The organism is Bacillus sp. OTU2372 (assembly GCF_038440275.1).
In the GTDB taxonomy this organism is placed as follows: domain Bacteria; phylum Bacillota; class Bacilli; order Bacillales; family Cytobacillaceae; genus Neobacillus; species Neobacillus bataviensis_B.
In genome coordinates, this window is the sequence record NZ_JASATK010000005.1 from 103,409 (window position 1) to 121,392 (window position 17,984).

18 protein-coding genes are annotated in these 17,984 nt (G+C 41.2%); all 18 read left to right on the forward strand.

What is annotated here, in order from left to right; all coding sequences use genetic code 11:
* The first annotated feature begins 183 nt into the window (after positions 1-183).
* The 18 genes from AAHB15_RS11220 to AAHB15_RS11305 all read left to right on the forward strand — a co-directional run bounded on the left by AAHB15_RS11220 (position 184) and on the right by AAHB15_RS11305 (position 17,972).
* The gene (locus AAHB15_RS11220; protein WP_335573663.1) at positions 184-1,356 is read left to right on the forward strand and encodes an ATP phosphoribosyltransferase regulatory subunit; all 1,173 of its coding nucleotides are present in this window, start codon (positions 184-186) and stop codon (positions 1,354-1,356) included.
* Complete coding sequence (hisG, locus tag AAHB15_RS11225) at positions 1,349-1,972, forward strand: ATP phosphoribosyltransferase (protein ID WP_144566709.1); 624 nt, start codon at positions 1,349-1,351, stop codon at positions 1,970-1,972. The genes AAHB15_RS11220 and hisG overlap by 8 nt, the downstream gene beginning before the upstream one ends.
* A gap of 13 nt (positions 1,973-1,985) precedes the next feature.
* The gene (hisD, locus tag AAHB15_RS11230; RefSeq protein ID WP_335573649.1) at positions 1,986-3,257 is read left to right on the forward strand and encodes a histidinol dehydrogenase; all 1,272 of its coding nucleotides are present in this window, start codon (positions 1,986-1,988) and stop codon (positions 3,255-3,257) included.
* A gap of 18 nt (positions 3,258-3,275) precedes the next feature.
* Positions 3,276-3,863 carry an imidazoleglycerol-phosphate dehydratase HisB gene (gene hisB, locus AAHB15_RS11235; RefSeq protein WP_342042395.1) on the forward strand — a complete coding sequence of 196 codons (588 nt, stop codon included), beginning with the start codon at positions 3,276-3,278 and terminating at the stop codon, positions 3,861-3,863.
* Between the two features lie 40 nt (positions 3,864-3,903).
* Positions 3,904-4,530, forward strand: a complete 627-nt coding sequence (gene hisH / locus AAHB15_RS11240; RefSeq protein WP_335573648.1) for an imidazole glycerol phosphate synthase subunit HisH — start codon at positions 3,904-3,906, stop codon at positions 4,528-4,530.
* A complete protein-coding gene (gene hisA, locus AAHB15_RS11245) occupies positions 4,527-5,252 on the forward strand; it encodes a 1-(5-phosphoribosyl)-5-[(5-phosphoribosylamino)methylideneamino]imidazole-4-carboxamide isomerase (RefSeq protein WP_335573647.1) in 726 nt (241 codons plus the stop codon). The genes hisH and hisA overlap by 4 nt, the downstream gene beginning before the upstream one ends.
* Complete coding sequence (gene hisF, locus AAHB15_RS11250) at positions 5,249-6,010, forward strand: imidazole glycerol phosphate synthase subunit HisF (RefSeq protein ID WP_335573646.1); 762 nt, start codon at positions 5,249-5,251, stop codon at positions 6,008-6,010. Before hisA ends, hisF begins: the two co-directional genes overlap by 4 nt.
* The gene (hisIE, locus tag AAHB15_RS11255) at positions 6,007-6,624 is read left to right on the forward strand and encodes a bifunctional phosphoribosyl-AMP cyclohydrolase/phosphoribosyl-ATP diphosphatase HisIE (protein ID WP_335573645.1); all 618 of its coding nucleotides are present in this window, start codon (positions 6,007-6,009) and stop codon (positions 6,622-6,624) included. The genes hisF and hisIE overlap by 4 nt, the downstream gene beginning before the upstream one ends.
* Before the next feature lie 185 nt (positions 6,625-6,809).
* Positions 6,810-7,565 carry a DeoR/GlpR family DNA-binding transcription regulator gene (locus tag AAHB15_RS11260; protein WP_342042396.1) on the forward strand — a complete coding sequence of 252 codons (756 nt, stop codon included), beginning with the start codon at positions 6,810-6,812 and terminating at the stop codon, positions 7,563-7,565.
* Between the two features lie 153 nt (positions 7,566-7,718).
* Entirely contained in the window at positions 7,719-8,474 is a 756-nt protein-coding gene (locus AAHB15_RS11265) for a DeoR/GlpR family DNA-binding transcription regulator (protein WP_342042397.1), read from the forward strand.
* Between the two features lie 227 nt (positions 8,475-8,701).
* The gene (locus AAHB15_RS11270) at positions 8,702-9,565 is read left to right on the forward strand and encodes a sugar phosphate isomerase/epimerase family protein (protein ID WP_342042398.1); all 864 of its coding nucleotides are present in this window, start codon (positions 8,702-8,704) and stop codon (positions 9,563-9,565) included.
* Between the two features lie 255 nt (positions 9,566-9,820).
* On the forward strand, positions 9,821-10,210 hold the full coding sequence (locus tag AAHB15_RS11275) for a tautomerase family protein (protein ID WP_335572084.1): 390 nt from the start codon (positions 9,821-9,823) through the stop codon (positions 10,208-10,210).
* 216 nt (positions 10,211-10,426) lie between these two features.
* Positions 10,427-11,890, forward strand: coding sequence for a CoA-acylating methylmalonate-semialdehyde dehydrogenase (locus tag AAHB15_RS11280; RefSeq protein WP_335572105.1), 1,464 nt, complete (start codon positions 10,427-10,429; stop codon positions 11,888-11,890).
* Between the two features lie 97 nt (positions 11,891-11,987).
* Entirely contained in the window at positions 11,988-12,806 is an 819-nt protein-coding gene (gene iolB / locus AAHB15_RS11285; protein WP_342042399.1) for a 5-deoxy-glucuronate isomerase, read from the forward strand.
* Between the two features lie 18 nt (positions 12,807-12,824).
* Positions 12,825-13,823 carry a 5-dehydro-2-deoxygluconokinase gene (gene iolC / locus AAHB15_RS11290; protein ID WP_335572086.1) on the forward strand — a complete coding sequence of 333 codons (999 nt, stop codon included), beginning with the start codon at positions 12,825-12,827 and terminating at the stop codon, positions 13,821-13,823.
* Positions 13,824-13,836: 13 nt separating this feature from the next.
* Positions 13,837-15,747 carry a 3D-(3,5/4)-trihydroxycyclohexane-1,2-dione acylhydrolase (decyclizing) gene (gene iolD / locus AAHB15_RS11295; RefSeq protein ID WP_342042400.1) on the forward strand — a complete coding sequence of 637 codons (1,911 nt, stop codon included), beginning with the start codon at positions 13,837-13,839 and terminating at the stop codon, positions 15,745-15,747.
* Between the two features lie 93 nt (positions 15,748-15,840).
* Positions 15,841-16,707: a class II fructose-1,6-bisphosphate aldolase gene (gene fba, locus AAHB15_RS11300; RefSeq protein WP_446715860.1), complete on the forward strand. Its 867-nt coding sequence runs from the start codon at positions 15,841-15,843 to the stop codon at positions 16,705-16,707.
* A 62-nt stretch (positions 16,708-16,769) separates the two neighbouring features.
* Complete coding sequence (locus AAHB15_RS11305; RefSeq protein ID WP_342042402.1) at positions 16,770-17,972, forward strand: MFS transporter; 1,203 nt, start codon at positions 16,770-16,772, stop codon at positions 17,970-17,972.
* Positions 17,973-17,984 lie beyond the last annotated feature (12 nt).

Below are 17,984 nucleotides of genomic sequence, written 5' to 3' on the forward strand. Positions count from 1 at the left end.
AATCTCGTGAAAATTCGATAAATTTATTGCGTACAGGAGGCAAAACTAGTTTAAAATATAAGAAACTTAAGTGATTTTTATTGACGGCTTGGAAGTAAAAAGGTAAACTTTAGTTTATTAGCACATTAGCAGACTAAAGGATTTTAAAAATAATCGCAAATCAGAAGATAAAGGATGAGCAGAATGAGCCGCTTGTTTATGTTTGAAAAGCCGCTGGGGATGCGGGACACATTGCCAGAACTGTATGAAAAAAAGCATCAAGTCCGCACCGGGGTGGCAGATACCCTGAAACTGTGGGGCTACCAATTTATCGAAACCCCAACACTTGAATATTACGAAACCGTTGGAGCAGCCTCTGCAATCGCGGACCAGCAGTTATTTAAACTGCTCGACAAAGAAGGGCATACGGTCGTACTAAGACCTGATATGACCGCTCCGATTGCCCGGGTAGCTGCCTCTAAGCTTTTAAACGAGGATCTTCCAGTAAGATTAGCTTACTCGGCCAATGTCTTCCGTGCCCAGCAGCGCGAGGGCGGACGTCCGGCAGAATTTGAACAAATTGGCGTTGAATGCCTTAATGAGGAAACTGTTTCTTGTGATGGAGAGGTTATTGCCCTGCTGATTTCTTCATTAAAAAAAGCAGGACTTGAGCAATTTCAAGTCTCAATCGGACATGTAGGCTTTGCGAACGAACTGTTTGTTCAAATCCTTGGAACAAATGGCAGAGCCACCACATTACGAAAATATTTATTTGAAAAAAATTATGTAGGCTACCGCGAGCACGTAAACTCGCTTCCACTATCATCCATTGATAAAAAAAGACTCTTGCAGCTTCTCGAATTACGAGGAGGAGAAGAGATCATTGGTTTGGCTCTCGATATCATCGAGAATGACAAAGGTAAACAGGCCATCCTTGAACTCAAGGAATTGTGGGAGGTTATCAAAGATTATGGCGTGGCAGAATATGTGAAATTTGATTTTACGATTGTCAGCCATATGAGCTATTATTCCGGTATCCTTTTTGAAGCCTATGCTGGAAATGTGGGCTTCCCGATTGGGAATGGCGGCCGCTATAGTTTAATAGAGAAATTCGGCAAAACAGCGAGCGCGACTGGTTTTGCCGTCCGAATGGATATGCTCCTAGAAGCACTTCAAGGCGGGCAGCTAGAAAACACCACACACTGCATCTTCTTCAGTCAGGAAAGACGTAAGGAAGCATTCGAACTGGCGGCAAGCATGCATGAGCAAGGGCAAAAAGCTGTCCTACAGGATATCACTGGCGTTAGAAATCTTGATGCGTTTACGAAACGGTTTGCCGAGACAACCTATTTAATTGGAGGGCGCGCCAATGAGTAACCTATTAACAATTGCGATGCCAAAAGGGCGGATTTTTATAGAGGCCGTAGAACTTCTCCGAAAAGCAGGTTACAAGCTGCCGCCGGAATTTGATGATTCGCGAAAGCTGATTATTGACGTTCCCGAAGAGGGCTTACGGTTTATTTTAGCAAAGCCGATGGATGTCGCTACATATGTAGAACACGGTGTGGCTGATGTTGGAATTGCCGGGAAGGATGTATTGCTAGAAGAAGAGCGCGATGTCTACGAACTTCTTGATCTAAAAATCAGCTACTGCTATTTGGCAGTTGCCGGCCTTCCAAACACGAAAATGAATGACGTAGCCCCTAGAGTGGCAACGAAATATCCGAATGTGGCCGAGGCCTACTTTCGCGAGCAAGGGGAGCAGGTTGAAATTATTAAATTAAACGGTTCGATTGAGCTTGCTCCAATTATCGGGCTATCTGACCGGATCGTTGATATTGTGTCAACCGGACGGACATTAAAGGAAAATGGCCTTGTAGAGTATGAAAGAATCAAAGATGTGACCTCACGAATTGTGGTCAATCCTGTCAGTTACCGCCTAAAAGATCAACAGATTGATGATATGGTGAAACGACTTAGCGAAGTAGTGTAGGGGGGCAATAGAGTTGAAAATCCTAAAAGTAAATGAACTGGTTTCTATCAAACGGTCGATTGAAGCAGGCACCTCCGAGCAGCTCGCCGTTGTAAAAGGGATTATTACCGAAATCCGCAACCGCGGCGATGAGGCATTAAGAGAATATACGGGAAAATTCGATCGCGTTCAATTACCTTCTTTTTCAGTGACCGAAAGTGAAATAGAGGCGGCCTACGCCGAAGTAGATCAGGAGTATATTGAAATCGTACGTGAAGCAGCGGAGAACATTAAGTCTTTTCATGAAAAGCAGCTCCGCCCTTCTTGGATGACTACCGAAGAGAATGGAACGATTCTTGGTCAAAAAATCACCGCGCTTGATTCAGTTGGTGTGTATGTTCCAGGAGGCACGGCGGCCTATCCATCTTCCGTTTTAATGAATGTGATTCCGGCGAAGGTAGCTGGAGTGAAGCGGATTGTGATGGTATCTCCTCCAGATGAATCAGGGAAACTTCCTGCAGCAGTGTTAGTTGCCGCAAAAGAAGCAGGCGTCAAAGAAATTTTTAAAGTAGGCGGTGCTCAAGCGGTTGCTGCTCTTGCTTATGGAACAGAATCGATTGCTCCTGTTGATAAAATCACCGGCCCTGGTAATATCTTTGTTGCGCTAGCCAAACGGGAAGTCTTTGGTGATGTGGATATTGATATGATTGCCGGTCCTAGTGAGATTGCCGTTTTAGCAGATGATTCAGCCCGTGCTGATGAAGTGGCGGCTGATTTGTTATCACAAGCCGAGCACGACCCGCGCGCCTGCAGTGTTCTTGTCACACCTTCGCTTGCGTTAGCAGAGTCGGTTTCTTCGGAAGTAGAAAAACAGCTTGCTGTACTGCCACGCAGGGATATCGCTTCTCGTGCGATTGCCGATTACGGTGCGATTTATGTAACAGCTGATCTTGACGAAGCGGTCGAAACGGTAAATCAATTAGCCCCGGAACATCTGGAAGTAATCACCGAAAATGCGATGGAACTGCTGGGGAAAATTCGTCATGCCGGCGCCATTTTTATTGGCCGGTACAGTTCAGAGCCGGTCGGCGATTATTTTGCAGGACCGAATCATGTTCTGCCGACAAATGGAACAGCACGGTTCTCCAGCCCGCTGAATGTCGATGATTTTCAGAAGAAATCTAGTGTAATTATATATAGTGAAAAGGCTTTGAAGGAGAACGGAGCAAAAATCGCAGCCTTCGCCCGGATGGAAGGGCTCGAGGCCCACGCTCGTGCGGTTGAGACAAGGCTAAAGAATAAATAAGTTAAAGGAGCACCAGATATGGAAAGATCAGCAAGTATTGAGCGATATACAGGCGAAACACAAATTAAACTAGCGTTTGATATTGATGGAGATGGCCAGTCCAATTTGGAAACCGGCGTCCCGTTCATGAACCACATGCTAGATTTATTCACCAAGCATGGTCAATTTAATTTAACCGTCGATGCCAAAGGGGACATCGAAGTCGATGACCATCATACAACTGAAGATATCGGTATCTGTTTGGGCCAGGCCCTCCGTGAAGCCCTTGGTGACAAACGCGGCATCAAGCGTTACGGAAATGCATTCGTACCAATGGATGAGACGCTTGCACAGGTAGTCGTGGACCTTAGCAACCGCCCGCACCTCGAAATGCGCGCAGAATTCCCAAGCCAAAAGGTGGGAACGTTTGATACTGAGCTTGTTCACGAATTCCTCTGGAAGCTTGCCCTAGAGGCCCGGATGAACCTTCATGTCATCGTCCATTATGGTCAGAACACCCACCATATGATTGAAGCTGTTTTTAAGGCATTAGCGAGAGCGTTAGACGAAGCAACGACCGTTGATCCACGTATCAAAGGCGTACCATCAACCAAAGGAATGCTCTAACAGCGAGTGGGACAAATATTGACTAAGGAAGGTGACAGAGATGATTGGAATCGTAGATTACGGGATGGGAAACCTGTTTAGCGTCAGCAAAGCTCTTGAGCGGCTAGGAGCAGATTATTTCATTTCCGCTGATAAAGACGAGTTACTCAATGCCGATGCACTCATTCTCCCGGGAGTTGGTTCCTTCCGTGATGCAATGGAACGCTTACAGGTAGAGACAATAAAGGAATTCGCTGCAACCGGTAAGCCGCTATTAGGTATCTGCCTTGGCATGCAGCTACTTTTTGAAGAAAGTGAAGAAAATGGTCCGACAAAAGGACTTGGATTGCTTCCGGGAAAAGTCCGCCGTTTTCCAGGTACTACACCGGAAGGCGAAACCTACAAGGTACCGCATATGGGCTGGAACAGGCTTGAATTTGTTCAAGATTCCCCTCTTTTAAACGACCTAACCGAAGATTACGTTTATTTCGTGCATTCCTATTTTGTCGATGCAGACAATAATGATGCCCTTCTGGCAAAGGCAGACTATCATGAACAAGTCTCAGCGGTCGTAGGAAGAGATAATATTTTTGGAATGCAATTTCATCCTGAAAAAAGCAGCAGACTTGGGATGGCTCTCTTGGATAACTTTTTAAAATTGGCTGTGGAAAGGGATGCGGTTCGATGAGTTTAACGATTTACCCGGCAATCGATATGCGGGGCGGCAAATGTGTCCGTCTCCTCCAGGGGGACTACGATAAAGAAACCGTTTATGGGGATTCTCCATTTGAAATGGCAAAAAGTTTTGCAGCTGCGGGGGCCGAATGGATCCATATGGTCGACCTTGATGGTGCGAAAGACGGCAAGCGTGTAAATGACCGTTTTGTCATTGAAGCTGCGCAAAAACTAGATGCAAAAGTTCAAATTGGCGGCGGGATACGCACAGAAGAGGATATCCTCCACTATCTGGAAAATGGCGTTGACCGCGTCATCATCGGCAGTATTGCCGTTTCTAACCCAGAATTTGCGATCGAAATGATAGAAAAGTATGGGGCGAAAATTGCAGTGGGCATTGATGCGAAAAACGGTTATGTCGCGACACATGGCTGGCTCGATACCTCTTCCGTCAAAGCGGTCGAGCTTGGCAAGCGATTTGCCGATGCAGGTGCCGAAACGTTTATTTTTACCGATATTGCTACGGATGGTACCTTAGCGGGCCCGAATATTAATGCGGTTTGGGAACTGGCTGAAGTGACAGGGAAAAATGTCATTGCCTCCGGCGGCGTCAGCAGTCTTGCTGATTTACAGGCGATTGCAAAAAAAGGAATTTGTGGAGCGATTGTAGGAAAGGCCCTTTACGAAAATCGTTTTACCCTTAAGGAAGCATTGAAAGAGGTGGGAGTAAAGTGACATTAACGAAGCGAATTATTCCCTGCCTTGATGTAAAGGATGGCAGGGTTGTTAAAGGCATCCAATTTGTCCAGCTCCGCGATGCCGGGGACCCGGTTGAACTAGCGCGATTTTATGATGAGCAAGGAGCGGACGAATTGGTATTCCTAGATATTTCCGCATCCGTGGAGGGCCGGAAAACAATGGTTGAGGTTGTTAAGGCCGTAGCGTCCGAGCTTGCGATTCCGTTTACCGTCGGCGGTGGCATCAATGCCTTAGAGGATATGAAAAGAATTCTACGGGCCGGTGCCGATAAAGTGTCGCTGAACACAGCGGCAGTCTTAAATCCTGGCTTGATCAAGGAAGGCGCCAGTTACTTCGGTTCCCAGTGCATCGTGGTGGCCATCGATGCGAAATTTGATCCTGAAATCGGGACCTGGCGTGTCTATACCCACGGCGGCCGAACACCGACAGAGAAAAAAGTAGTCGAGTGGGCGGTTGAAGCAGCTAAGCTTGGTGCAGGGGAAATCCTCCTTACAAGTATGGACAGTGATGGCGAGAAAAATGGATTTGATCTAGAACTGACCAAAGCGGTTAGTGAAGCTGTAACCATTCCTGTTATCGCTTCAGGCGGTGCCGGAAATGCGGACCATTTTGCTGAAGCCTTTTTAGCTGGAAAGGCCGATGCTGGACTTGCTGCCTCCATTTTTCATTATAAGGAAACATCCGTAGATGAGGTTAAAAGCTTTTTAAGGGAAAAAGGAGTGAGCATACGATGAACGTGAAATTTGATGAAAAGGGGCTCGTCCCCGCAATTATCCAAGATGCTGATACAAAAGAAGTGTTAACACTCGCTTATATGAATGAGGACTCATTGCAAAAAACGCTTGAAACCGGGGAAACTTGGTTTTATAGCCGTTCCCGTCAGGAATTGTGGCATAAAGGAGCAACCAGCGGCAATACCCAGACAGTAGCCAGCATCAATTACGACTGTGATCAGGATGCGTTATTAGTACAGGTTTATCCGAAAGGACCAGCCTGCCACACAGGAGCTGTCAGCTGTTTTTCAGAACGGGTGGTTGACCGTAATGCCAATTTAGCAGACTATCAGATCCTGCAATCATTAGAAAAAGTTATCTTAGAACGTGAAAAAGAGCGTCCAGAAGGTGCTTATACAACATACCTTTTTGAAAAAGGCGTCGATAAGATTTTGAAAAAGGTCGGCGAAGAAGCGGCAGAAGTGATTATTGCCGCAAAAAACCGCGATCATGAAGAACTTCGTTGGGAAGCAGCCGATTTGCTCTATCATCTCCAGGTTTTACTAGTAGAACAAGGGCTTCCGTTTAAAGAAGTTTTAAGAACTTTAGAAGAAAGACACAAAGACCGGTCCTAATAGGGCTCGGTTTTTTTTTTTGATTAATCCCTTGAACCAACATATGATAACAAATCATATCTTTTATCAGATCATTTATCTATTTATGTTTATTTTTTTGAGAAAAAATAGTGAAGTTTTGATTAATTCTTGATAATATATTTGTATAAATGGTAATCGAAATGAATCATAAGGGGTGAAATCAATTGATTAAAGAAAAACGCATAAAAAAAATTCAAGAATATGTTTTAGAATATGATTCAGCCTCATTAGATGAGTTAGTAAGTGTTTTTGATGTATCAAAAAATACGATCAGACGTGATATACAAGAGTTAGTAGATCGCGGGGAGCTCAAAAAGGTTTATGGCGGGGTATCGGTCATTCATAAAAAACTTGAATCCTTTCAAGATAGAAAAAAACGTAACCAAGAACAAAAAGGATCAATCGTGAAAAAGGCCGCAAGTTTTGTGGAAAATGGTGACATTATCTTCATCGATTCAGGAACCACTACCATTGAAATGTTTGAGTATTTAAAGGACAAACACATAACCATCTTTACAAATAGTATTGACTTGATTATCCGGGCCTTTCCGTTTGAGCATTTAAATATCATCTCAATCGGTGGGATGCTTGACCCTAAAACCAATTCGTTTGGGAACCCGCGAAATCTTGATTTACTTAAAGATTACAATATAAAAAAAGCTTTTATGGCTTCTACCGGTATTTCACTATCAAATGGTGTCACGAATGCATCGCCACTAGAAAGTGAATTAAAAAAGACCATTGTCAGCAGGAGTAGAGAGGTCTATTTATTGGTAGACCATGATAAATTTGATAAATATGGTTTAATGACCTATTGTAGTTTAAGTGAGATTGATTATATAGTTACCGATACGATTCCAAATGGCTCCTATCAAAAATACGCTAAGGAAAATGGCATCCAACTTGTCATTGCTAATTAGAATGTAAACATGATCGGTAATTAAAGAATCATTTCATCCTTTTTTAAAAAAAGAAGAGAAGTTTTGGTTATTTGTTGGTAATATATATGTATATATAATATAATGAAATGTAAACGATAACAAAAAACTTATTGCAAGACTAGGGTGAAATAGATGATTAAGGAAAAGCGCATAAAAAAAATTCAAGAATATGTATTAGAACATCAATCAGCTTCACTAGACGAACTGGTTAAAGTGTTTGATGTATCTAAAAATACCATCAGACGCGATGTACAAGAGTTAGTAGATCGCGGGGAACTGAAAAAGGTGTATGGAGGGGTATCTTCTATTCACAAAAGGCTTGAATCTTTTCAAGAAAGAAGTGTGCGTAATCAAGAACAAAAAGAATTAATTGCGAAAAAGGCCGCAAGTTTTGTGGAAGATGGAGATTTTATTTTCATAGATTCAGGGACGACCACGATTGAAATGTTTGAATATTTAAAGGAAAAAAACCTGACAATTTTTACAAATAATATTGATTTAATTGTTTGTGCCATTCCATATGAAAATTTAAATGTCATCTCCATCGGCGGAATGCTTGAACGGAAAACAAGTTCGTTTGTTAACCCGCGAAATATGGATTTACTAAAGGATTACAATATTAGGAAAGCCTTTATGGCTTCTACTGGTATTTCACTCTTAAACGGCGTAACGAATGCATCACCACTAGAAAGTGAATTAAAAAAGACCATTGTCAGCAGAAGTTCAGAGGTCTATTTATTGGTAGATCACGATAAATTTGATAAATATGGGTTAATGACCTATTGTAGTTTAGATGATATTGATTACCTAATTACCGATAAGGTTCCGAATGATACGTATCAAGAATACGCAAAGAATCATGCCATTCAACTTGTCCTTGCTGACTAGGCATCTGTCTGAATCCCCCTCTTACTGGCTAACGTCACGAAAAGAAGGGGATTTTTTATTTCACTTTCTTTAAAAAAATGATAAAAAAATGTTGATTGTAAGAACAATTCGTATTATTATGTACATATAGATAACCAAGAGTTAACCAACATATAACAAAAAGTTAGTTATCTGAAGTTGAGGAAATTGAAAGCGCTTTGGCCTACAAAAGAAAGGGGAACATTAGAATGCGTTTAGCATACGATCCATCACATTATCGTGACAATACTAATTTAAAAGAGACTATCGATGCAGTTGCTAGATTAGGGTATGAATGGGTAGAGTTATCTCCACGTAAAGATTTTATTTGGTTTTATGAATATCCAAAGGTTGATAAGCAGCTGATAAAGGATTTAAAAAGATATTGTTCAGATGCCGGCGTTCAAATCTCGTCCGTACTTCCTGTTCAACAATGGTCTTCACCAAACGAAGCAGAGCGCCAAGCTGCCGTTAGGAATTGGAAGCGTTGTATTGAAATCACTTCTGAATTAGGAGTAGATTTAATGAACAGCGAATTTAGCGGGGACAAAAGCCGTCCACTAGAAAGCGAAGCTGCCTTTGTAAGATCAATGGAAGAGTTAATGCCGATTTTTGAAAAAGAAGGGATTAACCTAAATTTACAATCTCATCCAAATGACTTTATTGAGCTGAACACAGAAGCGATTCGAATGATTCGTGCATTTGATAAGGATTGGATTAAATTAGTCTATTCCGTAGCACACGCTTTCTTTTATGATGATGGGATCGGCGATGTAGCGAAACACTTAGAGGAAGCAGGGGATCTACTTGCCCATGTTTTAATTGCTGATACACTTAATCATAAGGCAGCATTTGGCTTACGATATATTATTAATCCGCCTAATGCAAACGTAACCATCCATCAGCATTTGAATCCTGGTGAAGGGGAAGTAAACTTTGAAGCATTATATCGGAAATTAAGAGAAATGAGATTTGATGGAATTGTAACCAATTCCGTATTCGCCTATCCTGATAAACCAGAGTGGTCCAATGAACTAACGTTGAAATCCATTAGAGAGGGATTACATATTTAAGGCGCAGTACATCGTTTAGAATTTGATTGTAATGTCGATTTTAATTTTAAAAATTGATAAAGGCCTTTTCTCAGTAATTATGAGGAAAGGCTTTTTTTTGTGGCATTGGGCTCCAAGCATTTCCAAGTATTTAAAGTTATACGAAATTATTGATTGAATCCCAAATTAGTAATATGATATAATCATTACATAACCAACATATACCCAATAGTTGATAAAAATGTTGGTGTTGATAAACCAATTGGAGGGGATCAAATGCCGTTAATTAGATTTGATTTAATAGAGGGTCGAGATGAAAAAGAGTTGAAACAATTACTAGATGTTTCTCACCGGGCTGTGGTACAAGCTTTTGGCGTCCCTGAAAGAGATCGTTACCAAATCGTCCATCAGCATCGAGCGAATGAATTAATCATTGAAGACACTGGGTTAGGGTTTGAAAGAAGCCGAAATGTAGTTGTTATCACTATCACAAGTACACAAAGAAGTGACCAGCAAAAGAAAACCTTTTATAGACTATTGGCACAAGGGCTAGCAGAGAATTGTGGAATTGAACCAAATGACATTATGGTCTCGATTGTTACGAATGGGGCAGCTGACTGGAGCTTTGGTTTCGGCGAAGCTCAGTTTTTAACGGGTAAACTATAAGTAAAACTTTCAAAATAATCTTAAAAAAAGAGTTGACTGAAAGCGTTTTTAGTATTAAGATAAAATCAAACATAACCAAAACATAACCAATATATAACAAATACTTAAATGCAATTTACCAGTTTTATCAGTCTGATAGAGGATCTTACATTCTAAGGTACTCAAAAACTACAATGAATTTATTCTTAAGGAGGAAGCACAAATATGACTAATGTAATGGTGAAAGTAGAAAAACTAAAAAATTATATCAATGGTGAATGGGTCGAAAGTAAAACAACGCAATTTGAGGATGTCTACGATCCTGCTAAAAAAGAAATTATTGCCCAAGTTCCTCTTTCAACAAAAGAAGAAGTTGATTATGCTGTAGAAGTAGCAGCAAAGGCATTTGAAAAGTGGAAAAACGTACCTGTTCCAAAGCGGGCGAGAATCTTATTTGATTTCCACCAACTTTTACAAAAAAATAAACAAGAATTAGCTCGTATTATCACGATTGAAAATGGTAAAAACCTATCTGAAGCATTAGGTGAAGTAGGACGCGGAATTGAAAATGTGGAATTTGCTGCAGGTGCCCCTACACTAATGATGGGAGATTCACTTACTACTATTGCAACGGATGTTGAGATTACTAATTATCGTTATCCGATTGGTGTTGTTGGCGGAATTACACCATTTAACTTCCCGATGATGGTACCATGCTGGATGTTCCCAATGGCCATTGCCGTAGGTAATACATTCGTTCTTAAACCATCTGAAAGAACACCATTATTAGCTCAAAAATTAGCTGAACTATTAGAAGAAGCTGGTCTTCCTAAAGGAGTCTTCAACATTGTTCATGGTGCACATGATGTTGTAAATGGACTTTTAGACCACCCAGAAGTGAAAGCTATTTCCTTCGTTGGTTCAAAGCCTGTCGGAGAATATGTATATAAACGCGGAAGTCAAAACCTAAAACGTGTTCAAGCCTTAACTGGTGCTAAAAACCATTCAGTTGTTTTAAATGATGCTGATTTAGAACTTGCTACAGCAAATGTTATTGCTTCTGCCTTTGGTTCGGCTGGTGAACGCTGCATGGCTTGTTCGGTTGTAACTGTAGAAGAAGGAATTGCGGATGCCTTTCTTAATAGATTAGTAGAAAAAGCAAAAGAAGTAAAAATCGGTCACGGCTTGGATGAAGGCGTATTCTTAGGTCCGGTTATACGTGAAGAAAATCAACAGCGGACATTAGGTTATATCCAAAAGGGTATTGAAGAAGGGGCAAAATTAGTATGTGATGGCCGGGAAAATACACCAGAAGAAGGATATTTTGTAGGACCAACTATTTTTGATGATGTTACAACCGATATGGCGATCTGGAAAGATGAAATTTTTGCTCCAGTCCTATCCATCGTTCGTGTTAAAAACTTAAAAGAAGCTGTGGAAACAGCCAATCAATCAGAATTTGCAAATGGTGCATGTCTCTATACATCAAACGCTTCAGCCATTCGTTACTTCCGTGAAAATATCGATGCAGGTATGCTTGGCATTAACTTAGGTGTTCCAGCTCCAATGGCATTCTTCGCATTCTCTGGATGGAAATCTTCCTTCTACGGAACATTACCTGCAAACGGGAAAGACAGTGTAGACTTTTATACACGTAAAAAAGTAGTAACAGCTAATTATAAAGCTCCATCATTTGAATAAGTTACGAGCAACTGTAACATTCGGCTATTATCCTGCTAATGGTTACTAGGATAATAGCCATTACTAGAATTCACATAAAATAGGAGGAAACTACAAAGTGAGTAAATTACTCCGAAAGCCAAATCTTAAAGAAACGTTACCAGGTGTAACCATCGTTCATGAAGTAACAAGTGAAAATTCTTCATTAGAATATGTGGGGTTTAAAGTAATCGACCTTACTCCAGGTAGTACATATAGAGAAGATCTAGCTAAAGTAGAATGCTGCATTGTCGCACTAACAGGGAAAATCAATGTTTCCGACCATGAACAAGCATTTAAAAATATAGGCACTAGAGAAAGCGTATTTGAAAAGAAACCAACAGATAGTGTTTACGTATCGAATGATCGTTCTTTTGAGGTGGAGGCTGTGAGTCAAGCTCGGGTTGCTCTTTGTTACTCCCCATCTTTTAAACAATTGCCTACTAAGTTAATTAAAGCGGAAGACAATGGAATTGAAAATAGAGGGAAATATAGCAATAAGCGTTTAGTTCATAATATCTTACCAGATTCAGACCCTTCCGCAAATAGTTTACTAGTGGTAGAAGTATTCACAGAAAGCGGAAACTGGTCAAGCTATCCGCCGCATAAGCATGATCAAGATAACTTGCCGAATGAGTCTTTTTTAGAAGAAAGCTACTATCATGAAATGAACCCTCGTCAAGGATTTGTCTTCCAACGTGTATACACAGATGATCGTTCTCTTGATGAAACAATGGCCGTAGAGAATGGCGACGTCGTGTTAGTACCTGCCGGATACCATCCAGTTGGGGTTCCTGATGGTTATGAATCCTATTACCTGAATGTAATGGCAGGACCAACACGCATTTGGAAATTTCACAATGAGCCAGCACACGAATGGATCCTAAACCGTAAATAAAGGAGATGTTATTAAAAAATGAACGTTCAATTTCAGTCTGATAGAGAATTTGACCTTATTGCCATTGGCCGTGCCTGTATGGATTTAAACGCGGTGGAATACAACCGTCCAATGGAAGAAACAATGACATTTAAAAAATATGTAGGCGGTTCACCAGCAAATATTGCGATTGGATCATCAAAGCTTGGACTAAAAACAGGATTTATCGGCAAGCTTGCCAATGACCAGCACGGACGTTTTATTGAGCAGTATATGCGTGGTGTTGGAGTGGATACATCCAACATGGTCGTTGATCAAGAAGGCCATAAGACAGGTTTAGCCTTTACAGAAATTAAAAGTCCGGAAGAATGCAGTATCTTAATGTACCGCGATGAGGTAGCTGACCTTTATTTACAGCCATCTGAGGTAGATGAAGACTATATTAAAAAAGCAAAGGTTCTACTTGTTTCAGGTACAGCTTTAGCTAAAAGCCCTTCCCGTGAAGCAGTCTTAAAAGCCATCCATTTAGCAAAAAAACATGATGTGAAAGTTGTTTTTGAATTGGACTATCGTGGATATACATGGGCATCACCTGAAGAAACATCTGTTTATTATTCATTAGTAGCGGATCAGGCAGATGTTGTGGTGGGTACACGTGATGAATTCGATGTGATGGAAAACGTTACAGAGGGCAGCAACTCTGAGACTATTAACCATTTGTTTAAATACTCTCCAGAACTAGTTGTGATTAAGCACGGTGTAGAAGGGTCTTATGCGTATTCAAAATCAGGCGAAACATTCAGAGGCCATGCTTATCTAACGAAAGTATTAAAAACGTTTGGCGCAGGCGACTCTTACGCATCTGCATTTCTTTACGCTTTAATCACAGGCAAGGATATTGAAACCGCTCTTAAATTCGGCAGTGCCTCTGCAGCCATTGTGGTAAGTAAACACAGTTCTTCAGAAGCCATGCCAACCGTTGCTGAAATTGAACAATTAATTGCTGAAAGATCAGAAAAAGCTGAACAAACAGTTTGAGGTGAGAAAAGCCATGGGAAAAATTAGATTAACGACCGCGCAGGCACTTATTAAATTTTTAAATCAACAATATATCTATGTGGATGGTAAAGAGTCTTTATTTGTTGAAGGTATCTTTAATGTATTTGGACATGGAAATGTTTTGGGGATTGGGCAGGCACTTGAGCAATACTCAGGACATTTAAAGGTGATTCAAGGGAAAAACGAACAAGGAATGGCACATGCAGCGATTGCCTACAGTAAACAAATGCTTCGTCAAAAGATCTATGCTGTCACGACGTCTGTTGGACCAGGTTCAGCCAATTTGGCTGCAGCGGCTGGGACGGCCTTGGCAAATAATATTCCTGTATTGTTTATCCCGGGTGATACTTTTGCAACCAGACAGCCTGATCCCGTTTTACAACAAGTAGAACAAGAATATAGCTTAGCTGTCACGACAAATGATGCCTTAAAACCGGTCTCTAGATATTGGGATCGGATTACGCGCCCAGAACAGTTAATGCCAAGCTTGCTTCGTGCCTTTGAAGTGATGACCGATCCAGGAAAAGCCGGTCCGGCAACGATTTGTATTGCGCAGGATGTAGAAGGGGAAGCGTTTGACTATGACGAAAAATTCTTTGAAAAACGCGTCCATTATGTGGATCGTAAAGCACCGGTAGAGCGAGAGCTTAAGGGAGCTGCTGAACTGATCCGTGCAAGTAAAAAACCAGTCATTTTAGTGGGCGGCGGAGCAAAATACTCCGAAGCACGTGATATTTTGATTTCGCTTTCAGAAAAACATAATATCCCATTAGTAGAAACACAGGCCGGTAAAGCAACGGTAGAGTCTGATTTCAAAAATAATCTAGGTGGAATGGGGATTACTGGCACACTGGCAGCTAATAAAGCCGCACGTCAAGCCGATTTATTTATTGGAATTGGAACGAGATATACCGATTTTGCCACTTCTTCCAAAACGGCATTTGACTTTGATCAAACCAAGTTCTTAAACATCAATGTCAGCCGTCTGCAAGCTTATAAAATGGATGCCTTCCAAGTTGTCGCAGATGCAAAAACAACATTAGAGCAATTGGCTCCATTATTAGAAGGATATGAAAGTGACTTTGGCGGTGAAATTGCTGAATTGAAAGCGGAATGGAATGCTGAACGTGACCGTTTGAGTCAAGTAACATTCCAACGTGAAAATTTCCTTCCGGAAGTAAAAAATCATTTTTCACAAGAAGTATTGAATGAATATGCGGATGCGCTTAACACCGAACTGGCTCAGACTACAGCATTATTAGCGGTGAATGAGACCATTTCACCTGATAGCGTAATCATCACTGCAGCCGGGTCCCTTCCAGGTGACGTACAGAGGATATGGAATACATCTGAACCCAATACGTACAATGTCGAGTACGGCTACTCTTGCATGGGGTACGAAGTATCGGGTGCATTAGGGGTAAAATTAGCAGAGCCAACGAAAGAGGTATATTCCCTTGTAGGGGATGGCAGCTTCCTATTGCTGCATTCTGAATTCATTACTTCGATTCAATATGGACAAAAAATCAATGTTGTCCTCTTTGATAATTCAGGATTTGGATGTATCAACAATTTACAAATGGATCATGGCGGCAGCAGTTACTTCTGTGAATTTAGAACCCATGATAATAAAATCTTAAATATTGATTATGCAAAAGTGGCGGAAGGATATGGTGCAAAAACCTACCGCGTCAATACAGTCGAAGAATTGAAAGCGGCGTTAGAAGATGCTAAGAAACAGGAAGGCTCAACTCTAATCGATATTAAAGTTCTTCCTAAAACCATGACTGACGGCTATGAGAGCTGGTGGAATGTCGGTGTGGCAGAAGTATCTGATAAAGAAAGCATTCAAAAGGCATTTGAGTTAAGAAAGCAAAAGTTAGAAACGGCAAAACAATACTAATAAGCTAAACGCAACGTGAGGTTGGATCAAATTCACATGAATTTGATCCGCATTGATTAGTTTGAAAATTCTGATAAGAGGGGTGGGATGGAAATGATCGCAACATCAAGATTAGTTCCGATGAAAGAAATGCTTGAAAAAGCAAAAAAGGAAAAGTATGCAGTAGGACAATTTAATATCAACAGCTTTCAATGGGCAGAAGCAATGCTGGAAGCGGCTGAAGAGGAGCGGTCTCCTATCATTGTGGCCTCATCCGATAGACTAGTAGATTATTTGGGCGGATTTAAGACGATCGCTATGATCGTAAATAGAATTGTAGAGGAAAAAAATATTACGGTACCAGTCGCCCTGCATCTTGATCATGGGAATAGTGTAGAAAGATGTAAAGAGGCCATTGACGCTGGATATACCTCCGTAATGATTGACGGTTCGCACCATTCTATTGAAGAAAACATTGCCATGACAAAGCAAGTAACTGACTATGCCCGGCGACGCGGTGTGACGGTCGAAGCTGAGGTCGGCACCGTGGGCGGTAACGAGGATGGTCTGATCGGCGGCATTAATTATGCGGATCCACAGGAATGTTTACGGCTTGTTCAAGAAACAAACATCGATGCACTCGCAGCAGCCCTTGGCTCAGTACATGGCCCCTACCAAGGAGAACCAAAATTAGGGTTCGCTGAAATGAAGGAAATTTCTCAATTAACAAATGTACCGCTTGTATTACATGGTGGTTCAGGCATTCCATTGCACCAAATCCATCAAGCGATTGAACTTGGTCATGCCAAAATTAATGTGAATACAGAATGCTTGCAAGCATGGACAAAAGCTGTCCGTAATGTGCTAGAGAACGATAAAGAAGTGTATGATGCCCGGACCATTCTTACACCAGGTAAGGAAGCTGTTAAAGAAACGGTCAAAGTAAAGATCAGAGAGTTTAAATCAAGCTATAAAGCATAAATAAAACCGGGCGATATTTGCCCGGTTTTTTCTTAAATATGATTAAAATGGAAGTGGTATGCATGAATACATTACGATGGAATAGAAATCTTTTTATTGTTGTTTCGTTTCTATTATGGTTTCCGCAATTTCTCTATGTTCCTATCTTTTCGCCTTATATGGAATCATTAGGCGGAAAGTATACATTTATTGGAATCGTATTGAGCAGCTACGGGATTATGCAGCTTTTATTCAGACTTCCGATTGGGATCTTTTCTGATGTAAAGAAAGTCAGAAAACCATTTATCATTTTTGGCATGTTGGTTAGCATGTTAAGTTGTGGTTTTTTTTTACTAACAGATAGTTTAGGTTGGATTCTCGCGGCCCGCGCACTTGCAGGAATTTCAGCGGCTACGTGGGTGGCATTTACAGTCTTATATCCAAGTTATTTTGCTGATCATGAAGTACATCGGGCAATGGGGAGTATTTCATTTATTGTCGTTCTTGCCCAGTTTTTAGGGATGAGTTTTAGTGGTTCAATCGTAAGTGAATGGGGATGGAAAGCCCCATTTTGGATAGCCGGATCTTTCAGCATCCTCGGTGTAATCCTATCCCTTTTTATTTTTGAACCAAAGGAAGGAATAGAGAGGGAACCGCTAAAGGTGAGAGAATTAGCGACTGTTATAAAAGAACGATCATTGATGAAGGTGGCCCTCTTATCGATTTTGGCACATAGTATTATTTTTTCAACGATGTTTGGGTTTACATCCAACTATGCACTAAATATTGGCTTTCATGCAAGTGAGCTTACTTTCATCGTGTTTGCATTTATGATCCCTCATGCCATTGCAACTCTTTTTATTGGGAGAGTACTTGTTCCGCTTTTGGGTGAATGGAATGCCCTAAAAACGGCCTTTTTCTTTGCCTCCGTTTTCACGCTGCTGATTCCGTTAGTTCAGAGTAAAGAGTTATTTTTGGCCGTTCAGATTTTTAGCGGATTTTCACTGGGCTTAATTTTTCCATTGCTGTTAGGATTGGCGATTGAAAAAATTGCACCCCAAAAAAGAGCGACGGCGATGGGTGCCTATCAGGCGATTTATGCTATAGGCATCTTTGCGGGGCCGTTTTTTGCAGGAATATTTAATTCACTTATGGGAATTAAAGCAGGATTTTATTTTGTCGGGATACTGGGATTAGTGGCTACGCTCCTTATCATCATTTGGGGGAAGGATCATGCAAAATTGGCAGTAGAAAAATCCGTTAAAAAAAGTAAGGCTGGTGCCTAGGAATTGTCGATG

What these genes read in the sequence shown, in the direction of transcription:
- AAHB15_RS11220 (WP_335573663.1), top strand. Translation starts at nt 184, where the DNA reads ATGAGCCGCTTGTTTATGTTTGAAAAGCCGCTGGGGATGCGGGACACA.
- hisG (WP_144566709.1), top strand. Translation starts at nt 1,349, where the DNA reads ATGAGTAACCTATTAACAATTGCGATGCCAAAAGGGCGGATTTTTATA.
- hisB (WP_342042395.1), top strand. Translation starts at nt 3,276, where the DNA reads ATGGAAAGATCAGCAAGTATTGAGCGATATACAGGCGAAACACAAATT.
- hisH (WP_335573648.1), top strand. Translation starts at nt 3,904, where the DNA reads ATGATTGGAATCGTAGATTACGGGATGGGAAACCTGTTTAGCGTCAGC.
- hisA (WP_335573647.1), top strand. Translation starts at nt 4,527, where the DNA reads ATGAGTTTAACGATTTACCCGGCAATCGATATGCGGGGCGGCAAATGT.
- hisIE (WP_335573645.1), top strand. Translation starts at nt 6,007, where the DNA reads ATGAACGTGAAATTTGATGAAAAGGGGCTCGTCCCCGCAATTATCCAA.
- AAHB15_RS11265 (WP_342042397.1), top strand. Translation starts at nt 7,719, where the DNA reads ATGATTAAGGAAAAGCGCATAAAAAAAATTCAAGAATATGTATTAGAA.
- AAHB15_RS11270 (WP_342042398.1), top strand. Translation starts at nt 8,702, where the DNA reads ATGCGTTTAGCATACGATCCATCACATTATCGTGACAATACTAATTTA.
- AAHB15_RS11275 (WP_335572084.1), top strand. Translation starts at nt 9,821, where the DNA reads ATGCCGTTAATTAGATTTGATTTAATAGAGGGTCGAGATGAAAAAGAG.
- AAHB15_RS11280 (WP_335572105.1), top strand. Translation starts at nt 10,427, where the DNA reads ATGGTGAAAGTAGAAAAACTAAAAAATTATATCAATGGTGAATGGGTC.
- iolC (WP_335572086.1), top strand. Translation starts at nt 12,825, where the DNA reads ATGAACGTTCAATTTCAGTCTGATAGAGAATTTGACCTTATTGCCATT.
- iolD (WP_342042400.1), top strand. Translation starts at nt 13,837, where the DNA reads ATGGGAAAAATTAGATTAACGACCGCGCAGGCACTTATTAAATTTTTA.
- fba (WP_446715860.1), top strand. Translation starts at nt 15,841, where the DNA reads ATGATCGCAACATCAAGATTAGTTCCGATGAAAGAAATGCTTGAAAAA.
- AAHB15_RS11305 (WP_342042402.1), top strand. Translation starts at nt 16,770, where the DNA reads ATGAATACATTACGATGGAATAGAAATCTTTTTATTGTTGTTTCGTTT.